This window comes from Bradyrhizobium sp. 23AC (assembly GCF_054863025.1).
Map to the genome: position 1 here is coordinate 26,520 of NZ_JAVAYN010000010.1, position 24,392 is coordinate 50,911.

Annotated in this window: 20 protein-coding genes; 12 read left to right on the plus strand and 8 right to left on the minus strand. The window is 59.4% G+C overall.

Features of this window, described 5'->3' with window-relative positions; genetic code table 11:
* Nucleotides 1-140 precede the first annotated feature (140 nt).
* Nucleotides 141-311, plus strand: coding sequence for a hypothetical protein (locus tag RAD10_RS23020; protein ID WP_461619337.1), 171 nt, complete (start codon nucleotides 141-143; stop codon nucleotides 309-311).
* Between the two features lie 103 nt (nucleotides 312-414).
* Here the strand turns inward: RAD10_RS23020 and RAD10_RS23025 are convergent, their stop codons facing one another.
* Nucleotides 415-684 carry a hypothetical protein gene (locus RAD10_RS23025; RefSeq protein WP_461619338.1) on the minus strand — a complete coding sequence of 90 codons (270 nt, stop codon included), beginning with the start codon at nucleotides 682-684 and terminating at the stop codon, nucleotides 415-417.
* 552 nt (nucleotides 685-1,236) lie between these two features.
* On the opposite strand from RAD10_RS23025, the gene RAD10_RS23030 reads away from it, so the two are divergent.
* From RAD10_RS23030 to RAD10_RS23040, 3 genes are all read left to right on the plus strand, one after another.
* Nucleotides 1,237-1,872: a hypothetical protein gene (locus RAD10_RS23030; protein ID WP_461619339.1), complete on the plus strand. Its 636-nt coding sequence runs from the start codon at nucleotides 1,237-1,239 to the stop codon at nucleotides 1,870-1,872.
* A 259-nt stretch (nucleotides 1,873-2,131) separates the two neighbouring features.
* Nucleotides 2,132-3,487, plus strand: a complete 1,356-nt coding sequence (locus RAD10_RS23035; RefSeq protein WP_461619340.1) for a DNA modification methylase — start codon at nucleotides 2,132-2,134, stop codon at nucleotides 3,485-3,487.
* On the plus strand, nucleotides 3,484-3,900 hold the full coding sequence (locus RAD10_RS23040) for a DUF5681 domain-containing protein (protein ID WP_461619341.1): 417 nt from the start codon (nucleotides 3,484-3,486) through the stop codon (nucleotides 3,898-3,900). The genes RAD10_RS23035 and RAD10_RS23040 overlap by 4 nt, the downstream gene beginning before the upstream one ends.
* A 343-nt stretch (nucleotides 3,901-4,243) precedes the next feature.
* On the opposite strand, the gene RAD10_RS23045 is transcribed toward RAD10_RS23040, so the two are convergent.
* On the minus strand, nucleotides 4,244-4,639 hold the full coding sequence (locus RAD10_RS23045) for a hypothetical protein (protein ID WP_461619342.1): 396 nt from the start codon (nucleotides 4,637-4,639) through the stop codon (nucleotides 4,244-4,246).
* Nucleotides 4,640-4,888: 249 nt separating this feature from the next.
* Here RAD10_RS23045 and RAD10_RS23050 point away from each other — a divergent pair, with 249 nt between their 5' ends.
* From RAD10_RS23050 to RAD10_RS23060, 3 genes are read left to right on the plus strand one after another with little or no spacing between them, the layout of a single operon-like run.
* Nucleotides 4,889-5,740 (plus strand): YqaJ viral recombinase family protein, encoded by an 852-nt coding sequence (locus RAD10_RS23050; protein ID WP_461619503.1) that lies wholly within the window; start codon nucleotides 4,889-4,891, stop codon nucleotides 5,738-5,740.
* The gene (locus tag RAD10_RS23055; protein WP_461619343.1) at nucleotides 5,724-6,866 is read left to right on the plus strand and encodes an ERF family protein; all 1,143 of its coding nucleotides are present in this window, start codon (nucleotides 5,724-5,726) and stop codon (nucleotides 6,864-6,866) included. Before RAD10_RS23050 ends, RAD10_RS23055 begins: the two co-directional genes overlap by 17 nt.
* Nucleotides 6,863-7,438: a hypothetical protein gene (locus tag RAD10_RS23060; protein ID WP_461619344.1), complete on the plus strand. Its 576-nt coding sequence runs from the start codon at nucleotides 6,863-6,865 to the stop codon at nucleotides 7,436-7,438. Before RAD10_RS23055 ends, RAD10_RS23060 begins: the two co-directional genes overlap by 4 nt.
* An 861-nt stretch (nucleotides 7,439-8,299) precedes the next feature.
* On the opposite strand, the gene RAD10_RS23065 is transcribed toward RAD10_RS23060, so the two are convergent.
* On the minus strand, nucleotides 8,300-8,521 hold the full coding sequence (locus RAD10_RS23065) for a hypothetical protein (RefSeq protein ID WP_461619345.1): 222 nt from the start codon (nucleotides 8,519-8,521) through the stop codon (nucleotides 8,300-8,302).
* 243 nt (nucleotides 8,522-8,764) lie between these two features.
* Nucleotides 8,765-8,914, minus strand: coding sequence for a hypothetical protein (locus RAD10_RS23070; RefSeq protein ID WP_461619346.1), 150 nt, complete (start codon nucleotides 8,912-8,914; stop codon nucleotides 8,765-8,767).
* 287 nt (nucleotides 8,915-9,201) lie between these two features.
* Between RAD10_RS23070 and RAD10_RS23075 the strand changes: the two genes are divergently transcribed.
* A complete protein-coding gene (locus RAD10_RS23075) occupies nucleotides 9,202-9,630 on the plus strand; it encodes a hypothetical protein (protein WP_461619347.1) in 429 nt (142 codons plus the stop codon).
* Here the strand turns inward: RAD10_RS23075 and RAD10_RS23080 are convergent.
* Nucleotides 9,584-10,459, minus strand: coding sequence for an ABC transporter substrate-binding protein (locus tag RAD10_RS23080; protein WP_461619348.1), 876 nt, complete (start codon nucleotides 10,457-10,459; stop codon nucleotides 9,584-9,586). The two genes, RAD10_RS23075 and RAD10_RS23080, sit on opposite strands and share 47 nt — an antisense overlap.
* A gap of 1,682 nt (nucleotides 10,460-12,141) precedes the next feature.
* Between RAD10_RS23080 and RAD10_RS23085 the strand changes: the two genes are divergently transcribed.
* The 3 genes from RAD10_RS23085 to RAD10_RS23095 all read left to right on the plus strand — a co-directional run bounded on the left by RAD10_RS23085 (nucleotide 12,142) and on the right by RAD10_RS23095 (nucleotide 16,762).
* Nucleotides 12,142-15,327, plus strand: a complete 3,186-nt coding sequence (locus tag RAD10_RS23085; RefSeq protein ID WP_461619349.1) for a CHAT domain-containing tetratricopeptide repeat protein — start codon at nucleotides 12,142-12,144, stop codon at nucleotides 15,325-15,327.
* Entirely contained in the window at nucleotides 15,324-15,788 is a 465-nt protein-coding gene (locus RAD10_RS23090) for a hypothetical protein (RefSeq protein WP_461619350.1), read from the plus strand. Before RAD10_RS23085 ends, RAD10_RS23090 begins: the two co-directional genes overlap by 4 nt.
* A gap of 296 nt (nucleotides 15,789-16,084) precedes the next feature.
* Nucleotides 16,085-16,762 (plus strand): hypothetical protein, encoded by a 678-nt coding sequence (locus RAD10_RS23095; RefSeq protein ID WP_461619351.1) that lies wholly within the window; start codon nucleotides 16,085-16,087, stop codon nucleotides 16,760-16,762.
* A gap of 693 nt (nucleotides 16,763-17,455) precedes the next feature.
* Here RAD10_RS23095 and RAD10_RS23100 read toward each other — a convergent pair.
* The 3 genes from RAD10_RS23100 to RAD10_RS23110 form a co-directional block, all read right to left on the minus strand.
* Nucleotides 17,456-19,090 (minus strand): hypothetical protein, encoded by a 1,635-nt coding sequence (locus RAD10_RS23100; protein ID WP_461619352.1) that lies wholly within the window; start codon nucleotides 19,088-19,090, stop codon nucleotides 17,456-17,458.
* Nucleotides 19,091-19,461: 371 nt separating this feature from the next.
* Nucleotides 19,462-19,644, minus strand: a complete 183-nt coding sequence (locus tag RAD10_RS23105; protein WP_461619353.1) for a hypothetical protein — start codon at nucleotides 19,642-19,644, stop codon at nucleotides 19,462-19,464.
* A gap of 2,592 nt (nucleotides 19,645-22,236) precedes the next feature.
* A complete protein-coding gene (locus RAD10_RS23110; RefSeq protein ID WP_461619354.1) occupies nucleotides 22,237-22,539 on the minus strand; it encodes a hypothetical protein in 303 nt (100 codons plus the stop codon).
* Nucleotides 22,540-23,513: 974 nt separating this feature from the next.
* On the opposite strand from RAD10_RS23110, the gene RAD10_RS23115 reads away from it, so the two are divergent.
* Nucleotides 23,514-24,254, plus strand: a complete 741-nt coding sequence (locus RAD10_RS23115) for an SDR family oxidoreductase (protein ID WP_461619504.1) — start codon at nucleotides 23,514-23,516, stop codon at nucleotides 24,252-24,254.
* Nucleotides 24,255-24,392: the final 138 nt, after the last annotated feature.

A 24,392-nucleotide genomic window follows, 5' to 3' on the forward strand; every position in this document is an offset into this window, starting at 1 on the left:
ATACCGACGCCGCGCTCAAGCTTGCGCGGGAGATTGGCCGAGGCTTTGGGCTGTAATCGTGTCGATCTAGTCACGTTCTCGGCACGTCCGGGGTTGCCTTAACTGCCGACATGCCGAGCCTCAGGGCTAGGAGCATAAGCATGACTTCGTCATTCGATCACTTCGTCGGCGCGAGCGAGGAGAGCGACCTCGAACGCAGGAAGCTTTCGGCAATGAGCCGCCGGCGGTACGGCGCGGCGGAGATTGCCGCGGCCCTTCGCCGGCATGTCGGCTCAGTCAAGCGGATGGCGCGAGAAATGGGGTTTAAATAACGAAAGGACAAATTTCATCGATCTATTGCAGGACAGAACGCCTGTCCGGGTTCGACCGATTCCGGGCCTTAGGTGCGGCATCTTACCGAGCATCGCATTACTCTCATTCGGTGTAGGAGCGGCGGCGCTCGGCTTCGACCGATTCGTTTGAGGCCAAACAACGGCGCGCCCGCTCGATCTGTGCTTCGGTGGCGCCGCGACTTCGGGCATACATCTCGGCCACGGGCGCGGAGTACTTCGCGACATAGTATCTGACGTCCGTACAAGATACGCGTCCGGTGGGGCTGTGATTGCGCGCTGCGAACGCTTCGGAGCTCAGAGAGATCAGCAAGACGGTAGCAGCGCCGAGAGCACGCACAATCATTCTGGTCATTCCCCCCATCTGAAGACTTCACCGCAGCAGGCCTGAATCGCGTCGAGCGCGCAAATTAACAATCACGCGTTGGCGCAAAGTATTGCGACACTGTTGCTTTCATGCGTCGTCTTCGCCGATAGGGCTGAGTTTCGGCTCCTGCGGCGCAAAGCAATGCTCGAGCGCATGTCTAACCGGCATCCCATCAGCCGCCTCGACGAGCTACTACCTTGAACTCGCGACCATCGACCGCTGTCAACTGGCATCACGTCAAAAATGGAGCTCCAGCAGCGAAAAGGCACTGGCCTTGGAGGTGCGGATCGCTGCAACTGATGGACACGGGACATCCGGCAGCATTGAAAACCGACCAGGCCTCGACCTAACGATCGAAATGAGAGATGGAGCTCTGTCGCCAGCGGACTAGGTTGCGCCACGTGCAATCACCTGCACGGCGAGCGTCGCCGCGAGCACCTCAAGCGGGCTTACGCCTCCCCGAACAGTAGCGCGAGCGGAGCTACCATGATTTCCAGACCCCTCTGGACAGCCTCGTTTGTAACCTGATATCATGCTCCAATGACTGCCTACAAGCGCAACCAGGTCGAGGACGCCATTGTGGCGGGGCTCGGCGCCGATGACGCCAAGTCAGAGGCGAACCTGGTGACGCGCCTAAAACGCCTATTGGATACCGACCGTACGTTGGACGTGCGGCCGCAATCGAACCGGCCCGAACTGGCTAACTACGCTTTTGTTACTGGCGATGCTCCGGGCAAGGGCGGTGAGATCCAGTTTTCGGAATATGAGAGCTTTGCCTTGCTGATCGGCTTGCAAATGCTCAATCACAGATGGCCGCAGAAGTTTGTCGTCGAATCGTTGCGGCGCATCAGGCCGGCGCTGGAACGCCAGCACAAAAAGATCATGAGGCTCGATCGCGCCAAGTTGTTCGATCCGGATCAGATCCGGCTGCAGGCCAAACCTGGGAGCCTAGCTTTCGACACGAACTCACCGGTAATTTTACTGATTTGGTCGGATCAACGGACGGCGGAAGACCCCGCCCCGAACGTTGAGATTTTCGAGGACCCGAGCGCGGCGTTTAAGCGTGGGATTGAAAAGCCGGGCCGTTCCATGACCTGGCTCGAACTCACGCGATCAGCCCACGCGTTGTCAGAACAGCTCGCCAAAACGCGACCGCGCAAGCGAGGACGCAGCTGAACCAGCCGAATAGAAAGGAGAAGGACCATGCACTCACGTTTAATTGAACCCCATATCAATGCTTCAAAACAAAGACGCATAGGCTCGCGAAGCCACCGCGGCCACGGACGCGCGCATACGGGCGAGCGGACTGAATGAGCCGAAGGGAAAAGTACGATGCACGCATGTCCAATTGAAACCTATATCGATGCTTCTAACAAGCTCGCACGCGACCCAACATCCGCGCTGCGGCGCCAAGGTCAACCCAAAGGAGTAAATCATGACGACATCATCGAAACACAACGAGGTCTTCACAGAAGTGGGACCGGTCGAGCGGCTTGCCATTGAGGCAATTTCGCCGCCGCGGCGATCGCTCCGCAAACACACCGATCGCCACAAGAAACAATACGCGAAATGCATCGAGGCATTGGGCTTGATCGGCCCTGTTATCATCGATCGGGCGGGCGTGATCGTCGCTGGTTTGATCTGGTACCTTGGCGCGCTGCAGCTTGGCTTGCGCCACCTCTCGGTCATCCGGGTCACGCATCTCACTCCCGAACAACTCGAACTCTATCGGATTGCTGAGCAGCGGCTCGGCGAGCTAGCGCCTTGGGACGATCGCGCGGTTGCAGAAACCTTCAAGGAGCTCTCTCAGCTCGACCTCGGGTTCAGTCTCGAGGTCACGGGCTTCTCCCAGGGAGAGATCGATTTTCGAATCGAGAACCTCGAATCTCTGCAGGTTGAGCCGTCTCCTGATCCAACCGACATCGTTCCCGCGGCTCTCCCAACCACGGTCTCGGCTGTCAACGATCTCTGGCAAGTCGGGTCACATCGGATACTGTGCCAAAGCGCGCTTCAGTCCGATTCATTTTTCGCCCTCATGGCCGGCGAACGCGCCCGCGCCGTGATCACCGATCCGCCATTTAACCTCCCCATTCAAGGGCACGTCTCAGGCAAGGGACGCATTCGCCACCGCGAGTTTGCGATGGCGTCCGGCGAACTATCCGACGACGGGTTTCAGGGTTTCCTGAGCGGCTTTTTGCGCAATGCGACCGAGCACCTCTCTCAGGGAGCCCTCCTCTACATTTTTATGGACTGGCGTCACTCCGCTCAAATTCTTGCCGCGGGCAAGGCAATTGGCGTCGAGCTCAAGAACATATGCGCGTGGGTCAAATCGAACGCTGGCATGGGATCACTCTATCGCAGCCAGCACGAATTCGTCTTTGTCTTTAAGCACGGCAAAGTGCCCCACCGCAACAACGTCGAGCTCGGTCGACATGGTCGGACCAGAACCAACGTATGGCAATATCCCGGATGCAACAGCTTCGAACGTAACGGCGAAGAAGGTAACCTGCTTGCCTTACACCCCACTGTGAAGCCGGTCCAGTTGCTTGCCGATGCAATCCTCGACTGCACGGAGCGCAATGACATCGTTTTGGACAACTTCCTGGGCAGCGGTTCGACGTTGCTGGCTGCGGAAAGGGTCGGTCGCCGCCTCTATGCGACTGAGCTCGAGCCGCGTTACGTTGACGTCGCGATAAGGCGCTGGCAACGCCACACCGGCCAAAAGGCTGTTCACGTCCAAACCGGGCGCCTGTTCGACGAAATCGCCGCAGATCGGGAGCTCGCGAAATGACCAAGGGAAAATCCGAAAACTATTCAGTTGGCTACGGAAAACCTCCCAAAGAGCGCCGCTTCAAGCCCGGCCAGTCCGGCAATCCACGGGGTAGGCCGAAAAAATGCCTCTCTTTGACCGAACTTTTTGCGCGCGAGTTGAAGCGGAAGCGAACCATTGTCGAAGACGGACAGCGATTGCGTATCCAGACGGACGAGATACTGATCAAGCGAGTAGTTGATGTCGCGCTCAAAGGCAACGTGAGAGTCTTGGGGATGACAATGGACCTGATCGAGCAAGTTCGCGAAATCGAAAGTAGTAAGATCGAACGCGATTATGACGCGATGTCGATGGAGGAGATAAGGGCCGACTTCGAGCGGCTGCGGGCCATGCCGTTTCCAGGCCGCGCCCGAATCAAGAAGATGAGATTATAATCTTGAAGTGACGGTCAAGCCGCGTGACTATCCAGGCTAGTTGCTCGCAACAGCGACTCTGCCAACAGCAGACAGGACGGGCAGCGCTGGGAGATGCTGACCGAGCGGGCCAACAACGGTCGAGGACGTGCCGATCGGCTTGACTCTCTTATCGAGGGCAATCTGTCTGCTCGTTTAGGCAGCACTCACGAACCCATCGGCGGTGATGGAGAAGCTATCCGGGCCGTGCATGTCGGCGGCAGGCAACCGCAAGCCCTAAACAGAAAGCTGCAGTGCTGTCGAGGAGCGTTGCCGCACAGCGCCAATGGAGCGAAAGTGCAGAACGAAGCCAACTGACCTTGCCTCATTCGCGCGCGAAGCTGAGCAGGCGAAGCGTCCGCTTCTGCTGCACCAACGCAGCCCGGTCGTAGCGCTCCAGGCCTTGAAGGCCTTTCAGATCTACCGCCAGCGGGCCGGTCAAAAGTGCGCCTAACATCGCCTGCCGCAGGCTGCGGATCCGCAGCAGCGCCAGCTTGGAGCGCGCCAGCGCCATCGCCGCATCGGGCGTGATCGGATGCCTGAGCCCCGCAGCAATCGCGACGGCTAGATTTTCCACCTCGGCAGGATCGCTGATAATGCTCCGCGCCAGCCCATGGCGCAGCGCGTTGCGGCTGGACCTCGTCTTTCCACTCGCCGTTTTCGGCCCCGTGCTGCGCTTCGCATTGCCGCGATTGGCTTCGATTTGTCGAATTGACGCCATGTTCGAGGCCCTCGGCCGATGCTGATCGTGGCGGCCGAAAGCTCGCTCCAACGCATTGAGAGATCAAGGGTTTTCAGGCCCAAAGAACAGCAAATTCGCTGCAGAAAGGACTGGCATTCCCGCGCAAAAGGAGCGTTAATCATTAAACCGGCCGGCGGGCCCTTGGCCCCGGTCTCTCCCCTCGCAGTGGCGGGGCTTTTGGTGGTGCGGCGGCAAGCCGCGTCAACCCAGGAGAGACCGGTGAGCACGATTGCATCCGACGGCGCCGCGGCGCCGTCCTCCGTCGTCACATTCAACCGCCACGACCGCCGCGCCTTCATCGGCGGCTCGGACGCGCGCATCATCATGGGCCAGGACCAGGACGAGCTCCTGCGCCTGTGGCGGGAAAAACGCGGCGAGATCGCGCCGCAAGATTTGTCGCGCAACCTGATCGTCCAGCTTGGCAGTGCCACCGAAGACCTCAACCGCAGCTGGTACCAGAACGCCACCGGGCATGCGATCACCGACGTCCAGAAGCGGGTGCGGCACCCCGTCCATGCCTGGATGGCGGCCACGCTGGACGGCATCGTCGCGCCGACCGGTGCGGTGTTCGAGGCCAAGTTCATGCTGCCCTGGGCCTTTACCGAAGAGGCGGCGGCCGACAAACACATGGCGCAGCTGCAGCACAACATGTGGGTGATCGCGGCGCGCGCGGCTGTGCTCTCGATCATCACCGGCGGCGGCAAATGGGTCGAGATCACCGTGCATGCCGACCCGCTCTATCAACACCTGCTGCTGACCGCGGAAAAGAAGTTCTGGCGCTGCGTGCAGAGCGGCGAGCCGCCGCTGCTGTTTGGCATCGAGACGCCACGGCCGCGGCTCGCCGCCGTCAAGGTCGTCGACATGAGCGCCTCCAATCTGTGGGCCGCGTGCGCGGCGATCTACCTGCGCACCCGCGAGGCCCATGGCGAGCATGAGCTGGCCAAGACCGAGCTCAAGAAGCTGCTGCCGGAGGATGCCAGGGAGGCGTTTGGCCACGGCATTCGCGCCAAGCGTTCCAAGGCCGGCGCCGTCAGCTTTGATCCGGTCGAGATGGAGGCCGTCCATGCACCAGGCCAGTGAGCATATCGGGGCGATCGCAGCAGCCTTGGCCCGCGCGCAAGCCGAACTAACCAATCCGGAAAAGACACTGACGGCTCAGATCCGCTCGCCGTTCCTACGCGATGACGACCGCACCTTTCGCTATGCCTCGCTGGCGAGCGGCCTCGACATCGTGCGCAAGACGCTGAGCCAGCAGGAGATCGCCACCATCCAGACCACCCGGGTCGAGGAGACCACCGGCCACATCCACCTCACCACCCTGCTCGCCCATTCCTCCGGCGAATGGATCTCCTCGGACTGGCCGGTCTGCGCCGCACGGGACATCGAGGCGCCGCACCGCATGGGTGCGGCGCTCACCTACGCCCGACGCTACGCCCTGTTCGCGCTGGTCGGGATTGCCGGCGAGGATGATCTGGACGCCCCGGAGACGTCCGCCGGTTCCCCCGCACCACCTAACCTCAAGGCCTCGCCCGGCAAGGGCGCTCTCAACCGGACCCCGATGCTGCGGCCGGGGGAGTCCGCCGCACTCCGGGAGCAGCTGTTGCGCCAGCTCGAAGCGCTGCCTGCCAGCACCGATCTGCTCAGCTGGGCCATGGCGAGCCTCCCGCTCAAGAACAGCCTGCAGGAGCCGGATGCCCGGCACGTCGAGGCAGCTTATCAGGCCAAGCTTGAGGACGCTGGCCGTGCTCAGGCGGAGCAGACCGCCGACTTGGCTGGCCCACCAAGCCTGCCAGCAGCGCCTGCTGCTGACGCCGAGGCCGCGCTGCAGCCAACGCTACCTGAGGCCGGGCTCGCCCATCCCAAGGAGCCGTCCCGCAAACGCAGCAAGACGCACCTGTTGTTTGTTAGGGGGCAGCCCTGCCTGGTGTGCCAGCAAGCCCCATGCGATGCCCATCATCTGAAATTCGCTCAAGCCCGGGCGCTCGGCCGCAAGGTCAGCGACGAGTTCACTGTTCCGCTGTGCCGCGCGCATCACCAGGAGCTGCATCAGCACGGCAATGAACGGGCGTGGTGGGCCAACCTGCAGATCGCGCCACTGGCGGTGGCGCAGGAGCTGTGGGCGGTGAGCCCCGTCCACGATCCCGCCAACGTCGCCGTCAGCGCCGCGTCGCTCGCGGCAAACCTGGATTCGGAGGCCGCCGGATGAACGGTCTGTTCCATACCGCGCGCGAGCTCACCGTCACGGCGCTGCCGGTCGAGTTTGAGTCCTTGGCGCCGCCGCCCCTGCTGCTGCCGGGCGAACAGTTCGAACACTACCAGGCGCTCCAGCAGGCGATCTTTGCCGACCTCGCGCCGCGTTCCGCCATCGAGTGGCTGCTCGCCATTGACGTCGCGGAGCTGTCCTGGGACATCCAGCGCTACCGCATGTTGCGGCATAAATTGCTCGAGACCTATCGCCAAAAGGCGGTTGAGGCGGCGCTGCGGCGGATCGACATGGTCGGAATTGATCCCGAGTTCGAAGCGGAGGCCGAGACCTACACGCTACAAAATGCACTGAGCTGGCGGTGTGATCCAGTCGCTGCGTCCGAGATCGACGCGCGCCTCGCGACCTATGGCTTCGACCAACACGCCATCACCACCGAAGTCTACGTGCAGGCGCGCGAGGTCCTGGTCTTGTTCGAGGGGCTGCTCAACGCCGCACAAACCAAGCGCATGCTGCTGCTTCGCGAGATCAGGAATCAGCGCTTCCTCAAGGGACCGCTGCGCCAATCGCGTTGAAGAATAGCTTGGTCATGGCGCGCGTGCTCCCTATTCAGATTTACGCTCAAGGACAATCAGTCAGATCGCACTTTGAGCGGCGCCGAACCCGTGTGAGACCGGATTCTTCGCAATGCCTCATGCCGGATGGGCCCGTGGCTGCTCTTCGCTCACAGGACTGCGATATTAGCTTTCGGAACTGAGCCGAACAGCGCAATTCGAACTAGCCAAGGGTAGCCTTTCACCGGTCCATGATGTCGGTACCACCGCTGTCGGCAATAACTTGCTCCACTGCCGATGCGACACGTCAAGGTGTTCAGCCCATCTGACAACAACTCGCGCTTCTTGGGATCAGTCGCCAGGTTGCGAATAAGGGCCACTCAGCGGCGTCTCGGCGAAGCTTCTCGGACTGGACCTGCCTGAGCATGCGTGCATTTGCTCATTCAGTTGTGGCGGAATTCGGTAGGTTCTTACTCCCTGCGCTAAGGCGCGCGCCTCCAGTTAGACGATGGTCTTTGCACTAGTTCCGGAAGGCGGCGAAGCAAAGTCGCGGGCGTTGCAGATTTACCACCCAAATAAGCATTCAAGATACTAAGCTCGTCAATCGAGACGGGCCGAACCATACTTTCATAGCTTACTTTCATTCGAATAGCGGGGACGGAAAGTGTTTGATGTTTATCGCAATGAGAGGCGCGACTTTCTGGTTCTAAGCGCAGGCTCTGCAATACCCATTGTTTGCTCTCAGAATAAGTGGCGCAAGAGCAGAAAACGAGTTCTCAAAGTCAGCAGCGAGATCAAGTCAGCCGTTCAAAGACAAGGCTATTACCTTCGCAGTTTGCGCATGACCAAGGAGCGGATGATCTAGGTCGAGCGCTAAAGGCTCTAGGGGCGGTTAGGTTTCGCCGCATCCTCCAGCTGCGCCAGCCCAGCCTCGATCACGATGATATCTTCCTCGATCTGCTGAATGGTTGCCCGGCAGTCAAAGTCGGTGCGTGCCTTCAGGTCAACAGCCAGCTTTCGGCGCTGTATGCGCAAATCGTCGAGAGCCCTCCTATCGTTCAAGCTAACGTAACCGTCTACAATAAGCTCGATCGCTTTTGGCATCCCCGACCCCGGTCTTAGTCACCCGCTACGATTAGCCCGCGACACTTTTCACAACGGCATCCCTTCGCAGATTGTGACCAGCAGCCGTCAAATGGGACCCTATGATTAGGCCGAGCCGCCCTAACGTCAGGAGGGCAAGAGGGTCGCAGAGCTCGATGGAAAGTCCGGCTCCGAGTATCGCAATGGCGCGTTTTTGATCGCTATCGAGATCGGTCCATGAAATGTCCATCACGCGCCTCCGCGCTAAAAGGAATTATCTAAAACCCCGAACGCGTGCTTGATTTGCCGCAGCATATCCGTGGCCGCGTCGGTGTACGGACCGTTGGTTAGATATCGATCCAGCTGCGCTGTGCTAATCAGCGCCACAACTACCACCGTGAAGCCCTTAAACATTGGGCCTCTCCTTCAAGAGACCGCCAACCGGGCGTGTCGAAGTATTAAACTGGGTTCTCGGAATTGCGCTGTCGCCTGTGGCGACCTAATAGAGCAAATGGTGACACCGACTAGTAACGAGTTCCTTAACGGGCGCAAATATGGATGCGAGCGCCATGGGATGAGCGAAGACGCTGCAAACGGCGGCCGCCCTGTGATGCGCGGTGATGGCGGCTCCGAAGGAAGATCGAGCCCCAGCACAAGTTCTGAACACTTGTCACGGTGTGCTTCGGCCCGATATTCGACGTATGCAACTTACCGATATCCACGACCAAGCAATTCAAGCCCGCATGGCGCTCATCGTCGGCGCAAGGACGTTCGACTGTCTCTTCGCAGGCGTGCGGTTCGATAAAGTCGATGGGGACATCCCGTTCGTCTACGCTAAGGACGAGGACACCGCCGCGAAGATCGAGGACGAATTTGCGTTGCACATATCGATCATTGCCTCAAAGATATTGGAGCGGGAGATCAACATCGTGATAGTATTGCCGAGACAGCTCGTAAGTTTGAGCTTACGAGTGAGGCCGGGAGAGCGGCGGTGGACGTGGCAATGTGCGGTCTTCTGCCGCCAGCCGTGGGAATTCGACTGGTGTATGTTCGCTCAGGGCCGTGAGCAGAAGTATGTCTTCCTCACTCGATCACTTCGTCGGCGCGGGCGAGGAGCCCTGCCGGCATAGCCACGTCGAGAGCCTTTGCCGTCTTGAGGTTGACTGCCAACCAAAGCTTGCTTGGAAATTCGATGGGAAGATCGCCCGGTTGAGCCCCCCTACGTATCTTGTCCACAAAATAGCCGGCGCGACGATAGCACCAGCGCAAGTCAACGCCATAGCTCACAAGGCCGCCGTGGATGACGTGCTCGCGATAGCCGAAGACCGTTGGCAGCCGCTTTTCAAAGGCGATAGCGCCGATCTGTTCGCTCATGTTGAGCAGAAGATTGGTCTGAAGGACAACCGCGACATCGACTGCTTCGCTCGCCAGCGCAGTGAGCGCCTTTGAAACGTCCTGCGCCGTACTGGCATCGGCCTCGACGACGCTGAGGCTCAAAGCCCCACAAGCTGCCCTCAAATCCCCGACTTGAGGCGGACCCTTGGGATCATTCATGTTGGTCAGCAGTCCCACCCGACTTGCTTTTGGCACGATTTCTCGCGCGAGTTCAATTTGCTTGGTCGGCAAACCCGCGATGTATGGCGCAATGCCAGTTACATTTCCTCCCGGGCGAGCTTCGCTGGCAATCAAGCCGAGATGGACCGCATCGGCAAGCGCGGGGCAGACAATCGGTATTGTCGATGTTGCCTTTCGGGCAGCGACGGCTTCCAGTGTTGCAGGTGCAGCGATGACATCGGGCTTGAGCAGAGCCACCATCTCCTCAATCGATGGTACCCGGTCCGGGAAAACGTCCGTTCGCCGAATGATATCGATGTTACGACCTAGCTCGTAGCCGAAGTCAGAAAGCCCCTTAATGAAATTGCCGAACACCAACTCCACCATGAACTGGGGCAACTTCATCCCCGAAGGTGGAGCTCCTGCCCATGCGATGACCGGTCGTTTTCGCACAGGCTGCGCGCTGGAGCCCCGACCAAACAGTGTCGATCCGGCTGCAGCGCCAAAAACGCCGAGCCCCAGGAAGTCCCGTCGTCGCATGTGCCCCCCTCTAATGGCCACGCTATTGGGCCTGAGATTAGCACCTTGCGTCGGACAGTGAAGATTTTTGGCGAGCCCTTTTTACTTGAGGCCGCCGAAGTCCGCTCAGGGTCACAAGTAATGCTCGTTGGCAAGCGCAGCCCTCCGCCCGGTTTGCGGGCGATAGCGGACAAGCATCGAAACTGCCGTTCAACGGCGCGGGCCTCAGGCCGCCCACCCGTAAATTTCCCAAGGGCCCTTCCGAAAATTGACCGGCTTCGTCGTGAGAGTTTCCCTCCGATTCGAACTCGGCAGCCATGCCGCTCCACGAGACGAGAATATAAACGGCAGTGCAAGCTGATATCGATGCGAAACCAAGTGTTAATCGCGACGGAGGCTTGCAGAGCGGGGTGAAGCGATTAGGAATGATCTCCATCGTTTGGACCCGCGCCCGCCAACGCGATGGCCTGGAGCAGCTTTGCCTCCGGCAAAGATCGGGACGGTTTGCAGCTCCGGTCTCGAGTGCACTTTTAAGCGTGCCGGAACAGGGCGAGTCGAGTTGCCGCGGACGATATTGCCGGATCGCGTTTGATTTTTGTTGCGATGAATATCAGCTGGATGTATTTAATAATTAAATGTTGATTAAATCCTGCTTCTCCATTCCGAAAACGCCAACCAAGGGCGATGACGAATGGGCGCCACCCAACCGCGTGCCATGTTTACTAAGAGCGCGCCGGTGGCGAACGCCGCAAAAGCTCCGGACGTCGTCCTGCAAGGAGGCCAATATGGGCTTAAAGGAATCCCTGGTTCTAGCAAGCGCACTGCTCGTCTGTTTACCGGCCGCCCCTGCGCCAGCGGCCATCGCTGACGCCTCATACACCTTCGCTGCGCCCCCCGACACCCAGCGCGGTTCTCAGTTGGCACTTTTGATCGCGCCACTCGGGCAAGCGAAGCACGATGGAGACGCCATTGAGCTGGTGGGCGGCCATGGCGGCAGATGGAATCAAGGAGGCGGCGGCTGGCATGCCGGGATGCACGGCGGCGGCGGAGGCGGCAGACGTGGAATGATGGGCCACGGCTTCAACAATATGCAGGGGCGTGGCGGAGGCGGCGGCTGGCATGCCGGGATGCACGGAGCGGGCGGCGGTGGAGCGGGGCACCGCTAGAATGCAAATCCGTTAGGCGAATGTGGCGCGCCTCGCAACGATGCGAGGTGCGGGGTGGGCCCGTTGTCGCCCAAGATGACGGAGGCCGAGGATATCAGGACGCTGCCCCCGGCAAAATTGTCTCGTCGCACGAATTCCATGCTGCGCAGGGGATTTCAAATGCGATCTTACAGCGCAATCAAAAGTCTCTTATTTGCTCTCCTGCGACCGACCTCTCGCAAGATGATTTTGAGCTGCGTCTTGATAGGGTCGGCATCGTCTGCCACCGCCCTCACGATGGAAGCGGCGATCGGGAGCTGTCGGATAAAGGTCGGTCGGCCGATTGTTCAGGCCTGCATGCAAGCCGGCGGCGATTTCGGCGGCTGTCGTGCCCGGGCAACCCCACCGGTCCGCGCCTGTGTAATGGCGGCTCTGAAATCCGCCAACGGGCGTGCGAATGTCGCGGTCGAGATTCCAGCCGAGGTGGCGCCCCAACTCGCGCCGGGAGCCCCGCTTCCCGCCGGCTTCATTGCGCCGCCGCGCACGATTTCGGACATCACGGCGATCCTCGACAGTGAAAAGCCCGATCTGAAAGTCATCGAGAAGTTGAGGTCGGCGGCTGAGGCATCGCCAACGGGCAAGGAATCCCCGCAAAAGCTGGCGCAATTCTATTTCGATCGTGGCAACGCACGGGCGCAACTAGGACGGCTGGACCAATCGATTGCGGATGCGAACAAGGCCGTTGAAGCAGGTCGGGGGGCTGCCGACCCGAGGATGATGGGGCGCCTGATGCAGTTTGCGGGGCAGCAATATCTGGCATCCGGCGAACCCAGAAAAGCGCTTGAGATCTACCAGCGTCAACTCCGTGACATCGCGAATGCGGCTGGCGGCAAGGGCTACCAATTCAACGCAAATCGGCAGGTTGCCGGCATTCTGATCCAAATGGGCGACATCGCACAGGCCGAAGCTTATCTGCGGCGAAGTTTGAGTGCGATCCAGGAGGCGAGGACGAGCGGTCATCCTGCCTGGCGAACGGCCTATGCCAGATTTGGTCAGTCCTGGGAGGCTGAGGTGGAATTTACTCGCGCCATGATTTTCGAGGCACGAGGGCAATTCAGCGAGGCGGAAGCTTCTTATCGCGCGGCAGAGCAGCGCAAGCGCGCCAGCATCAAGGAACTTCTGGCCTCTCCCAACCCGCCATCCGCGTCAACGCTGCTGTGGTCGATCGACACCACGGTGCTGAACCTGGCTCGAACGGAGGCGCGCCAGGGAAAACTGGCGGAAGCGGAGGTCGACGCGCGCCGTGCGCTCCTTTCTCGCTTGAAGGACGTCGGGAAGTTCAACCCGGCCACGCCGCGCTTCATTGTGGGTCTCGCCGGCATGCTCGTTGAGCAAGGCCGCTATCAAGAGGCTACGCAATTGGTGCAGGCCGCGTTGGAAGTCAATCAAGCCCTGGGACTTGCGGAAGACTCACAGCCAACCGTGCAATTCCTGGCGCAACTTGCAGGCATCCTGACGCTCCAGCGCAAGGGCCTGGAAGCAAACGAGATTTATACACGGATCGACAAGGCCATCGTCAATTGGGAGCCGCAGCGCCGCCAAGCGTTCGAGCTCAATCCTTCGCGCATCCTTTCGCTTTATGCGTCCGGCCAGGTCGACGCAGGTATCAGCTTGGCTGAGCAGTTGCTGACGAAGCAGATCGGCCGTGTCGGCGAAAGCCATTTTGACGTGGCTTCGGTGCGTGGCACGCTGGCGGTCGGGCTGATGCGCGCCCATCGCGATGCGGAGGCGATCCGCGAATTCAAGGCCGCGATCCCCGTCATGATGGCGAACACACGCGAGAACGCCGATGAGGAAAACACGACTGTGACAGCCGCTCGCGTCCAGAGGCTGCAAATGACCGTGGAGAGCTATTTTGCCTTGCTCGCTCGTGCACCGCGAACGGCAGACGAAGTCGGCGAGGAAACCTTCAGCCTTGCCGATGCGATCAGGGCTCGCTCGGTCCAGCAGGCCCTGGCTGCGTCCAGCGCCCGTGCGGCCGCAAAAGATACAGTGCTCGCTGAGCTCGTGCGCAAGGAGCAGGACCTCACGAAGCAGGTCAATGCCCAGCTCGGGCTCCTGAACAATGTGCTCGCAATCCCGACCTCAGAGCGCGATGAAAAGGGCATGCAGCAGATCCAGGCGGCGATCTCGACGTTGCGCGTCGAGCGCGATAAGGCACGGCTGGAGATCAAGCAGAAGTTCCCAGCCTATGCTGATCTCGTCTCACCGAAGCCGCCGAGCCTGGCGGAAGTTCGGTCGACACTTGCTGAAGACGAAGCCGTATTGTCCTTCTACTTCGGCCAAAATGGCAGCTTTGTCTGGGCCATTCCGAAATCCGGCCCTCTCGCCTTTGCCGTGGTGAAAGCCGGCATTGGCGATGTTGAAAGGAAGATCCGCAAGCTGCGCGAGGCGCTTGAGCCGCAGGCGGCAATGATTTCCGACATCCCGCCGTTCGACCTGAAGCTTGCTTATGAACTCTACGAGCTTCTGCTCAAGCCAGTGGAGAGCGGCTGGAAGCCCGCCAAGAATCTGATTGTTATCACCAACGGTGCGCTCGGCCTGTTGCCATTGTCACTGTTGCCGACCGCGCCAGCCGAAATTGCCCCCGATGACGATCCTCTGTTTGCGGGATACCGACACGTGGCGTGGCTTGCCCGCACTCACGCCGTTTCAGCTGTCCCCTCTGCAGCGGCCTTGCGCACGCTGCGCCAATTGCCGCCGGGCAAGGCGGGTCGGAGCGAGTTGGTGGCGTTCGGCGACCCGTATTTCAACAGGGATCAGTTTGCGGAGGCAGAAGCCGAGCAAGACCAAGTCCAGGTGGCTGATGCTGCGGCGAGTCTCACCCGCGGCGTGCCGCTGAAGCGCCGCAACAGCCCGAACCTCGACGGCGTCGACAGTGCGGAGCTGGCTCTGCTCCCTCGCCTGCCAGATACCGCTGAGGAGCTGAAGTCGATCGCGCTGGCGCTGCAGGCTGATCCATCGAAGGCGCTGTTTCTGGGCAAGGATGCGGCCGAAGGCGTGGTCAAGAGGTTGAATCTATCCAAATTCAACATCCTGGCGTTCGCCACGCATGGCCTTGTTCCGGGAGAGCTCAACGGTCTGACTCAGCCCGCACTTGCGCTCTCGTCGCCGGCAGTCACCGGCGAGGCTGGTGATGGGCTTCTGACGATGGAAGAGATCCTGGGCCTCAAGCTCGATGCGGATTGGGTGATCTTGTCCGCCTGCAATACCGGTGCCGGCGCAGGAGCCGGTGCGGAAGCCGCCTCGGGGCTCGGTCGCGCCTTCTTCTATGCTGGGACCCGTGCATTGCTGGTGACGAACTGGTCGGTGCATTCGCAATCCGCTCGGCAGCTGATCACTGACCTGTTCAAGCGCCAGGCCGACGATCCAACGCTGGGACGCAGCGAAGCTCTGCGCCAAGCCGTGATGGCTCTGGTGGATGGGCCCGGTTATCTCGGCAGCGAAGGCAAAACGGAATTCGCCTATGCGCATCCGCTATTTTGGGCCCCGTACACAATCATTGGCGACGGTGGCGTGCGGCACTCGGGCACTGGAGGGAAGGATTGAGCGGCCAGACAACAAGGCAGGTCCTGAACAAGATATGGCTAGGCGCTTTGGCAGTCAGCCTTCTAATCCCCGGCGTGGCTCAAGCGACGCAGCTCATCACGGAAGAGGAAGCAAGGCTGCCGCCGCCAAAAGGTGCCATTGCCGCAGATCGTCGCGGCATTCTGCGCGGCCCCAGGGTAGAGGTGGTCTCGCCGGGTGAGACCGTTCATTCGCCGTTGCGGCTTCAACTGAAGTTCGAAGCCTTTGGCGGGGCCAAGATCGATCCGGATTCGGTCAAGGTCACCTATCTTCGTACCCCGAACGTCGATCTCACTCCGCGGACCAAGCCATTCATCCGACGTGACGGCATCAACATCCTGGATGCTGAGCTACCGGCGGGCGAATACACACTGAGAGTAGACGTCAAGGACACGGATGGTCGACCAGCCAGCGCGATCTTCACCCTTAAAGTAGAGCCGTAGTATGCCAATGAGCTGTCCGTATTGCCGATCGGAGAACGCTGAGGGGGCGCTTGTTTGTGCAACCTGTTCGCGCGACATTGCCGTACCGGCCACGTTGATCGCGGAGCTCGATAATCTGGCTCGAAAACGCGATCTTCTGCGCGATCAATTGCGGCACGCGCGAGCCGAGCTTGAGATGATTAGGCATCCCACGAAACCGACGCTTACCGATGGAATGTCCGTTCTGCGCCGAAACGATTAAGGATGAGGCGATCGTCTGCAAGCATTGCTCACGCGATCTGCGGGTGGTGCGTCCCATGCTGCGCGAGATCGATGATATCGTCGTCCAACTCGACGGCCTGAGGCGCGAGCTCGACCTGGTCAACGCCAATCTCGAGCGCCATAGGCATCCGGTGCGGTATTTTTCGACCTATGCAGTAGTCTATGCGCTCATTCCATCGCTACTTCTAGTTGTCGCGCATATTCTCGTCACGATCGTCTTCAACATCTCGCCGCTCCCACTGCGGCTCGCTTCCGTTGTGATCCCGCTGCTGTTTGGCTTTGCGGCCTATCGCGTTCACAAGGTGTCAGGGAATGGCGCCTTTGTGTTGGCGTTCTGCACGGCCGCTTTGAGCGTGCACGCGATGCTTACCGTGACAGGTATTCACGACAAGGTCCCCATCCTTCCAGGGCCTTGGATCGAGTGGCGTGAGGTGATCGAGTACGGCGCGAGCATCCTGCTCGCCTTCGTGTCTGGCAACATTCTCGCGGTCCTGATCTTCCATGTATTGCCGCGGGTGCTGGCGCAAGGAGGCAAGCCCAACGCGTTTGCATTTCGTGTCGCGCGGCTGCTCGGTCAACACGTCGGCGAGGAGCAGCTCCGGCGCCGCGCGCGCCTCATCCAGGACCTGATGCACACGGCGGGCCCCCTCGCCGGTGTCGCGATTACTGCTATCGGATCTATCTATGCGGGGCTGAAGGGAATACTTACTTAAGGACCGATAATTTTGGTTGGTGTCGGTTCCAAGGGCATTCGATTGCTGACACGACGAGCCGTCCCGATCTCGCCTTCAGACCAACGGGCGCATTTCTTCCCAATGTAGTGGGCGGCAGCCTGAACTTCGCTGAATGGATGGAAGGATTAGGGAAACGAAGAGCGTTTCGGCGGACATGCACCGAGCTTCTGACGAACTAGATGCGATCGAAGCAACGATCCGGATAGGCCGACGCTGCCAATCATCTCCGGCAGCCCAACTGTCCCACCCTTGCGCACGGTCTGCTGGAGCACTTCGGATGGACGCCGTTTCGGTCTAGCAACCCAGCTGACCTAGGGTATCAGACGAGTTGAGACCACTCGACCTGCTGCTTTTCAATCGGACGAGACATCCTTGGGCGCACGTCCCGTGTACCTATGAACGCGGCGTCATGTGACTGGTGACTACGTCCGCTTTGCTCCTATAGCAGCCAAGTTCGTGCGGCAGCGCAGTATGTCGCGATGGGCCACATCCGGACTCTTGCACCCGCAGCAACTTTCAAGCTTGCCGTTGGCCACACGCAAAAACAAGGCATCACCGGGATGGGTCTGAACGCTGACGGGGAGCCGACCATTACTCGATGACCTCGTCCCGCTGAAGCAAGCACGAAGCTGGAAATGTGTGTCGAGCATGCGGGCAGTCTTGAGCGTCGGCTCAGGTCAACAAACCATCCTGATGTGGCGCGAAGATGAAGTCCTGCGGTCTCAGTGCTTGCTCGCTATGCACCACCACGTCGTTGCCCGGACTCAACGTGATCGTGCTTTCGTGCGTTGCAGGATCAAACGATGAGATGCTCAGATCCCTGAAGTTCTCGATACGAAGCGCAGAGACATCGATGTGATCGGTTCCCAAATTCGAGAGCCCCTGACCGAAATCCTCGATCTTGTCGTGGCCGTTGTCGAAATTGAACGCGAACGTGTCGTTCCCACCTTTGGCGAAGCCAAGCATCATCTGGGCATCGCCCCAGATGTCATCATTTCCGGTGCCGCTTACGAGCCTGTCATCGCCGCCGCGTGCGTAATCGGACATGGACCGGGCATCGCCGACGAGAGTGGTCTCGTAGCTGCCGGCCGGATGCGCATTCAGATCATCGCCGCCGACCAGCGTGTCGTTGCCGCCGTGCGCATGGCCCGACATGGTCGACGCATCTCCATACACCTGATTGACGAGTTGGGAAAATACGTTGCCGCCGATATAGGTGTCCTCGCCGCCAACGGCCTGATCACCCATATTGCCGCCGGCATCGCCGTAGAAGATATTTTGGTCTTGCGTGCCTGAGGCCTGGAATCTGTCGTCGCCGCCGTGGGCACGATCAGACATATCGCCGGCGGCGTCGCCATAGAACGTACTTCCCCCTAGGCCGGTCTTGTTGAACGTGTCGTCGCCTCCGCGGGCCGAACCGGACATGTTCCCGCCAGCATCGCCGGAAAAGACATTCTGGTCGGTGAGTGTTACGTCACTCAAGTCATTGAACGTGTCGTTCCCGCCAACGGCGGAAGCGGACATGTTTCCACCTGCGTCGCCAAAAACGAAATTGAACGGATTCGTGCCGCTCACAGCGAAACTATCGTTGCCGCCGGCCGCATGGTCGGCCATGTCACCTCCGGCGTCACCATAGAGATAGTTGTTGTACTCGAATCCGCTCGCAGTGAAGCTGTCGTTGCCGCCGCGGGAATGCCCGAACAGGCTTCCGCCAGCATCGCCATAGAACACCAAATTGCTATCCGGTCCAACGTGGCCAACGAATGTGTCGTTGCCGCCGGCCGCGCCATTGAACATGTTTGCGCCCGCGTCTCCATACGCCGTGACTGTTTGATGCCCGCCACCGGAAACGCCGAAGTTGTCATCGCCCCCGTGGGCTTGACCGGACATTGTTTCGCCGGCATCGCCATAGGCATTCACTGTCACTCCGGGCGTAAGGGCCAAGGGCAACGCGACATCGAGGATGTCATTGCCGGCAACGGCTCCGTTCGAGATATTGCCTCCAGCATCACCGTACATGTTCAGAGTGAATGTCTCGTCGGCGGTGAGCGCAGATGCCGGCACCTGGGCAGATAACGCGTCGTCGCCTGCCCGGGCATGACCAGAAATGTTTTCCCCCGCATCTCCAAACAGGCTTCCGGAACCGGAGGTCAGCAACGTATCGTTGCCGCCGACAGCGCGACCGAGCAAGTCCAAACCAGCATCCCCGAACAGCGTGTTCGCCGGATCGGAACCAACCAGTGTTTGGGCTCCGCCATGCTGTCGTCCGTTGAGAGATCCACTCGTGTCGCCAAAGAGGATAGCCATGTGCCCCTCCCTCGTGGTTTGGCGATTAATGCATCGCAATGATATACAACGTTTCGTTGCTAAAATTAAATCACGTTTTTAAACAAATTAAATTATTTGCTTGCAACGACTTCTAGCTGGGCGAACTGCGGTGGCCCACGAATCCGGTTTGGGTCATTAGCGCCGTTTGGAACAACTGAGGACGCCGTTCGAAGCTCGTATAAACCGACGTTTCGCATGCCCTGACTACGCTCGGTCCGGAGGTGAGCTCTTTTCGTAGCTAGCCGCAACGCGATGTCGAACACGGATGAGAGTCTAGCTACGCTGAGTGTCGTCTTGAACCTGTGGCGCTCCTCTAAGGCGCCGCGCCGTCCGGGTTTGTAAGATCGATCTCAGATGAGGCCGAAGGTGATCGCGATTATGAAGAACACGGCCAGCCCGATGCCGACCAGCTTGAAGATGTAAGCCGCCTCAACATCGCGCCCAAGCCACTCGAAATCTTGCCCCCATAAGACGGTTGCGACGAACCCCAGAACACGGGTCGTGATCAGCAGGATCACGTAGATGGTGTCCATCGATTGAGCTTTCACTGGCCTACGCCGAAGTCCCATCAGCATTCCATTGATATCCCGGGGTCTTCACGCCCGGGACGCGTTGGGAGGCCGCCTGTCGGCCAGAGGCGGAAGGTAGAGCTGCGCCGAATCAGCTTTCGTTGTGACGTCGAAATGGAGAAGCTGTGCCGAAACGCTCTCGCAGAGAATACCGGCGATAGCGGGGGCCGTTACAAAAAGCGCAGTCATCGTTCCCGCTGCTTTGCGATTGCCATCCCGTGACGGAAATAGACAGCGATGGTCGCGAGAATGGTGATAACGCCAATGATCCAGGGTCCAGACCAGAATAGCGCTATGCTAAAGAGCCAACGACGAAACCCGCAACCAGCCAAAGAAACCAATAGCCAGAATACGAGGGAAAATCCGGCATCTTGTTTATCGGCATAATCCCGACCACTCCGTCAGTGGACCGAGCTGCAATGGCCACCAACTTAGCTCTAGCACGTCAAACGAACTGCCCACGAAATGGGTAAATTTCTAGACGTTGAACCGCGAACCACCTCACGATTTTGTCCATTGACGTAACAGCCGCAGCCACGCCCGCAATGTGCCGAAGGCAGCCGTCGCGAGGCAATCCCCTCGGTCGGGACGTCTCTCGGAAGCGGACATAGCCGCGATCTGGGCTGAGGGCAGCCACGGGCTACAAGCTGACGTCACGACCGTGCTGCTGGGACCCTAACTGTATCTCCCCCGCCTTAATCGATTGCGCGATAGCGTCGACGACCCCTCCGCGCATGTTTCGCGCATGGCTCATCATTCGTGCACGATCTAGTACTTAGTTCTCGGCGCCGGATCGAGCTTTTCACGAGGCCGTGATGTCCCAAATTTGCGACGAAGTCGTCCGGAAACGCGATTTTGGGTCGACGACATCGACCGGAAGAAGGACAGGTTCATGATCACGCCATCTCAAGGGACGGAGAGCACCCATGCCCCGCTATATGAACCTTGGCACTTCTCTCGCTGCTGCCATGCTCATCGCCGCTCTTGCGCTTGTGCCACACCCGGTCAAATCCGTTCTCGGCGGTGGTTGGCAGTGCAGCCAGACCCTCATGGTGGTCACGAGTTGTAGGCACGTGAGCGCTCAATGATGCGCAGGAGCACCGCACATAGTGCCGAGGGAAGCCCGACAGCCCGATGCCGGACCGTAGCCGCCCGCCGTGGTCGCAAGCTATGCGCGACGGCAGCAAGCCCTTCCTGCCGGTAGGCTTGCCTCGGCGGGGGCGCTTCTTTTGCTTGGGCCTGCGTAGGCCAAAACGGTCTCGTTGCGAGGTGGCTGGATGGGAAAGCACTAACGTAAGCCATCGGCTCAATTAGATGTCTGCGGTCAATCGCAGCGGCTTCCCACTGGGCCGTCGACTTCCCGTCCTCCCCTGCGCCCAGACTCGCTGCACCGCGCCAACTGAGGCGATGAGCCAGAAGCGGCAGTCATCAACGAGAGGGACAGCATCCGCCCGTCGAAGAATGCAACTGCTCTTACTCTTTCTTGTGCTGCCTTTATGGCCGACGCAGGGGTCTAAAGTCCGGCAGGCATGCTATCGCTTGTTCCAGCTCTCTTGCGATTGCCTTGTAGCGCGTGAGCACCCGCGCATAGACGTCTCGCTTGAGCTGGCTGCTTGCTGCCTGTTGAAGGCGCTCGCACTCGGCCATTTGGACGCGCAGCAGCTCTAGATGGGACAGCATCTCTCTCATGGAGAGGTAATCTATCCCACATCGCCGTTGGTTCAATGGCGAACTTGGGCAGCTACGGGTTAGCGGCGGAAGTTGGCGTTTGGGAATGAAAGAGGCCGCCAACTGGGTCGGTGGAGGAGTTAGTGAAAGCCACGAATGCAACGGCGGTCCCGATTGCGATGCTCTAATAGGAAGCCCTGGGTTCTCGACTAAGCAGCCTCAATCGTCGTTCAAGCTCTTGTTTGTTCGCTACGAGTTTCGCGGCGAGAATGTCACTGACGACCCTATGGGAGCTCCCATAGCTCTTCAAGCGCCATGCTCTCAAAAGGCTTCCGTTCCATCAATCCCCCCGACTCTCGCCCCCAGGTTAACGTTAAAAAGAAACACTGCCACTTTCTCCCGTGCGGATTATGCGAGGACGACTCCGTGCTGCTCGAAGCTGCCCAGCGTTCGCCAAGGCATTCAGTGTGGCACTCCTCAGGGGTAGGGGTTGCCCCTTTCAGGTTGCTCCAAGCGCAATGGAGAGGAGGACGAGCACCCCGGCCGCGGTCAGTGCCCAAACCAGCACGTGCTCTATCCACGGTCTATCGCGCATCATGGCGACTTCCGCCGCTCGGGCTCTTTCCATTACTCGACACCGAGACGCGCGTTGGCACCCTTGATCTAAATCAATTGATTTCGGTATTTCGGTCCACTCCCTCAGGGATGTCGTCGCTCGTTTTCAGGACTGCGTAGGGAGGTCCGATGTGGTCAAAATAGGAAGAACTCAGTTTGAGCGAATCTGGTCTGCTCTGGCCAAGTGAGCGAACCTCCGGCAAACGAGGCGCAACCTCGCAGAAGGGCCACAACCGGACTCTAGGCCTATTGGAGCGCTCGCCACATCGTGCTTTAATGCAGCAAATCGCTAGCTGCTACACGGTTGATAGTGGCGAGGCGCTGCTCGGCGCTTGCACCGAAATCTATGTCAGCCACGAGATCGAGCAGTCGCTGATAGGCATGGTCAGCGACGGCGACCGGTAAAGGCTCTTCGTCGAACGTATCTACATAGTTGTCAACGACGGCATTCAGCAGACGACACAGGCCCTGTTGGTCAGGCTCGTCCTTGCAGGCGTCATGGAGCCTTTGCTGAAATTCGCGAAAAGTGTGCAACCCGTGGTGCTGTTGCGAAAGCCACGTATGCAATGAGTTCATGATAGCCTCTTCAAATAGGAGAAGAAGCGACCAAGTTATACAGCCCGGGAAGGGCATCAACAAATGCGGTTTTCGCAGATCCCTAATGTGGCTTATGCAACTGCAGTCGCGATTCCGTGATCCGTAAACTTCGCGGAAGCGCCGAAATCCAACCATTTTTCGCGAGTTTTCCAATCGTCTCCAGATGTAGTGCCAGCGACGGGTGAATATGGAAAGCTTGCCGTCCGTCATCGGCTATGTTGGTGGGCTTGTCATCGGCGCTCACAGGATTGACTCCGGACGAGGATTTTGCCGCCGGGATACTGGCAAGCGTTCCTGGAACACCCGCGCGCCGACCCCTTTGTCGTCAAGCAATGCGTGCTAATATGGAAAACTTGAACCCCTTCATTGGTTATATTGGCACTGGGTTTGTCATTGGCGCCTATGTGCCCCAGATTTGGCACCTCTGGAGTGAGCATGCTCGGCCGGAATTAGCGAGCGCGCCTACTTAATATGGGTGCTGTCGTCAGCGATCTTCCTCGGACATTCGATCACTATCGGCGATGTGGTGTTCATGGTTACACAGCTCGTCAACATAGTCGCTCTCGTAGCTATCTTGGTGCTTGCGCGGCGGTATCGTAACCAGATCTGCGCCGCGCATGCGCGCCAACTTCACATTCACCAGTAATTAGAGAGCAATCGACGAACCGTGCTCGCGAGCGCTAACCTGGAGGCCGTGCTTAGTCGCAGGACTCCGATGTGTGACTTTGCTTCACGGAGGAGTTGAACCAACTGCGCTCGCCGTTGCCGCCACCAAATGCCATAGCGCAGTGCTGGGCAACGCGAGCGTTCCAATCAACCAGTTTCCCCAGTGTCTTTTGATGCCGCGACAGGCCGGGTCGGCAACAACGGTGTATGATTGTTCATTGCTTGATCGTCGATTGTTCCCGATCGCAGAAGCGAGAGGAAGTTCATCGGAGGCAAGGAGAAGACAAATGGCGAATGCAAACGGAAAAGTCGCAATTGTCACAGGTGGCTCGCGCGGTATCGGAGCTGCAATAGCTGAACGGCTCGGGATTGACGGCTTTACAGTCGTCATCAACTATGCCGGCAGCGCTGCCGAGGCGGAAACGCTGGCCGAAAAGATCTCGCAGGCCGGCGGTCGCGCCATCACTGTGCAAGCTGACGTTAGCAACGCGAGTGCCGTGGCGAGCATGTTCAATACCGTGGAGTCGGCCTTCGGCGGCGTGGACGTGCTGGTCAACAACGCCGGTGTGATGCGGCTGGCAGCAATTTCCGAAGCCGAGGACTCGGTCTTCGATAGCCAGATAGCCATCAATCTGAAGGGCACCTTTAACACCTTGCGCGAGGCGACGCGCCGGCTGCGAAATGGCGGTCGCATCGTCAACTTATCCTCGAGCCAAACGGGTCTGTTGCATCCGACCTACGGGATCTATGCCGCCACCAAAGCGGCGATCGAGGCGATGACGCAAGTTCTGTCAAAAGAGTTGCGCGGCCGAAATATCACCGTCAACGCGGTGGCGCCGGGACCGACCGCGACAAAACTGTTTCTACATGGCAAGTCGACGGACGTGATCGATCATCTCGCAAAACTTGCGCCGCTGGAGCGGCTTGGTGAGCCCGCGGATGTCGCGGCTGCGGTTGCGTTTCTCACCGGACCCGACGGCCGCTGGATCAACGGCCAGGTGCTCCGCGCCAACGGCGGAATCATCTGATCTTGCCCACCAGTCCCAGCAGAAAACTCGAAAGGGATATCCCATGAGTAAGGTTGTTCTGATCACCGGGGGGTCCAGATCGCCCAGCAGCGGCAGTGCCGGACCTGACATGAACCAAAAGTCCATCCGAGATGGTTG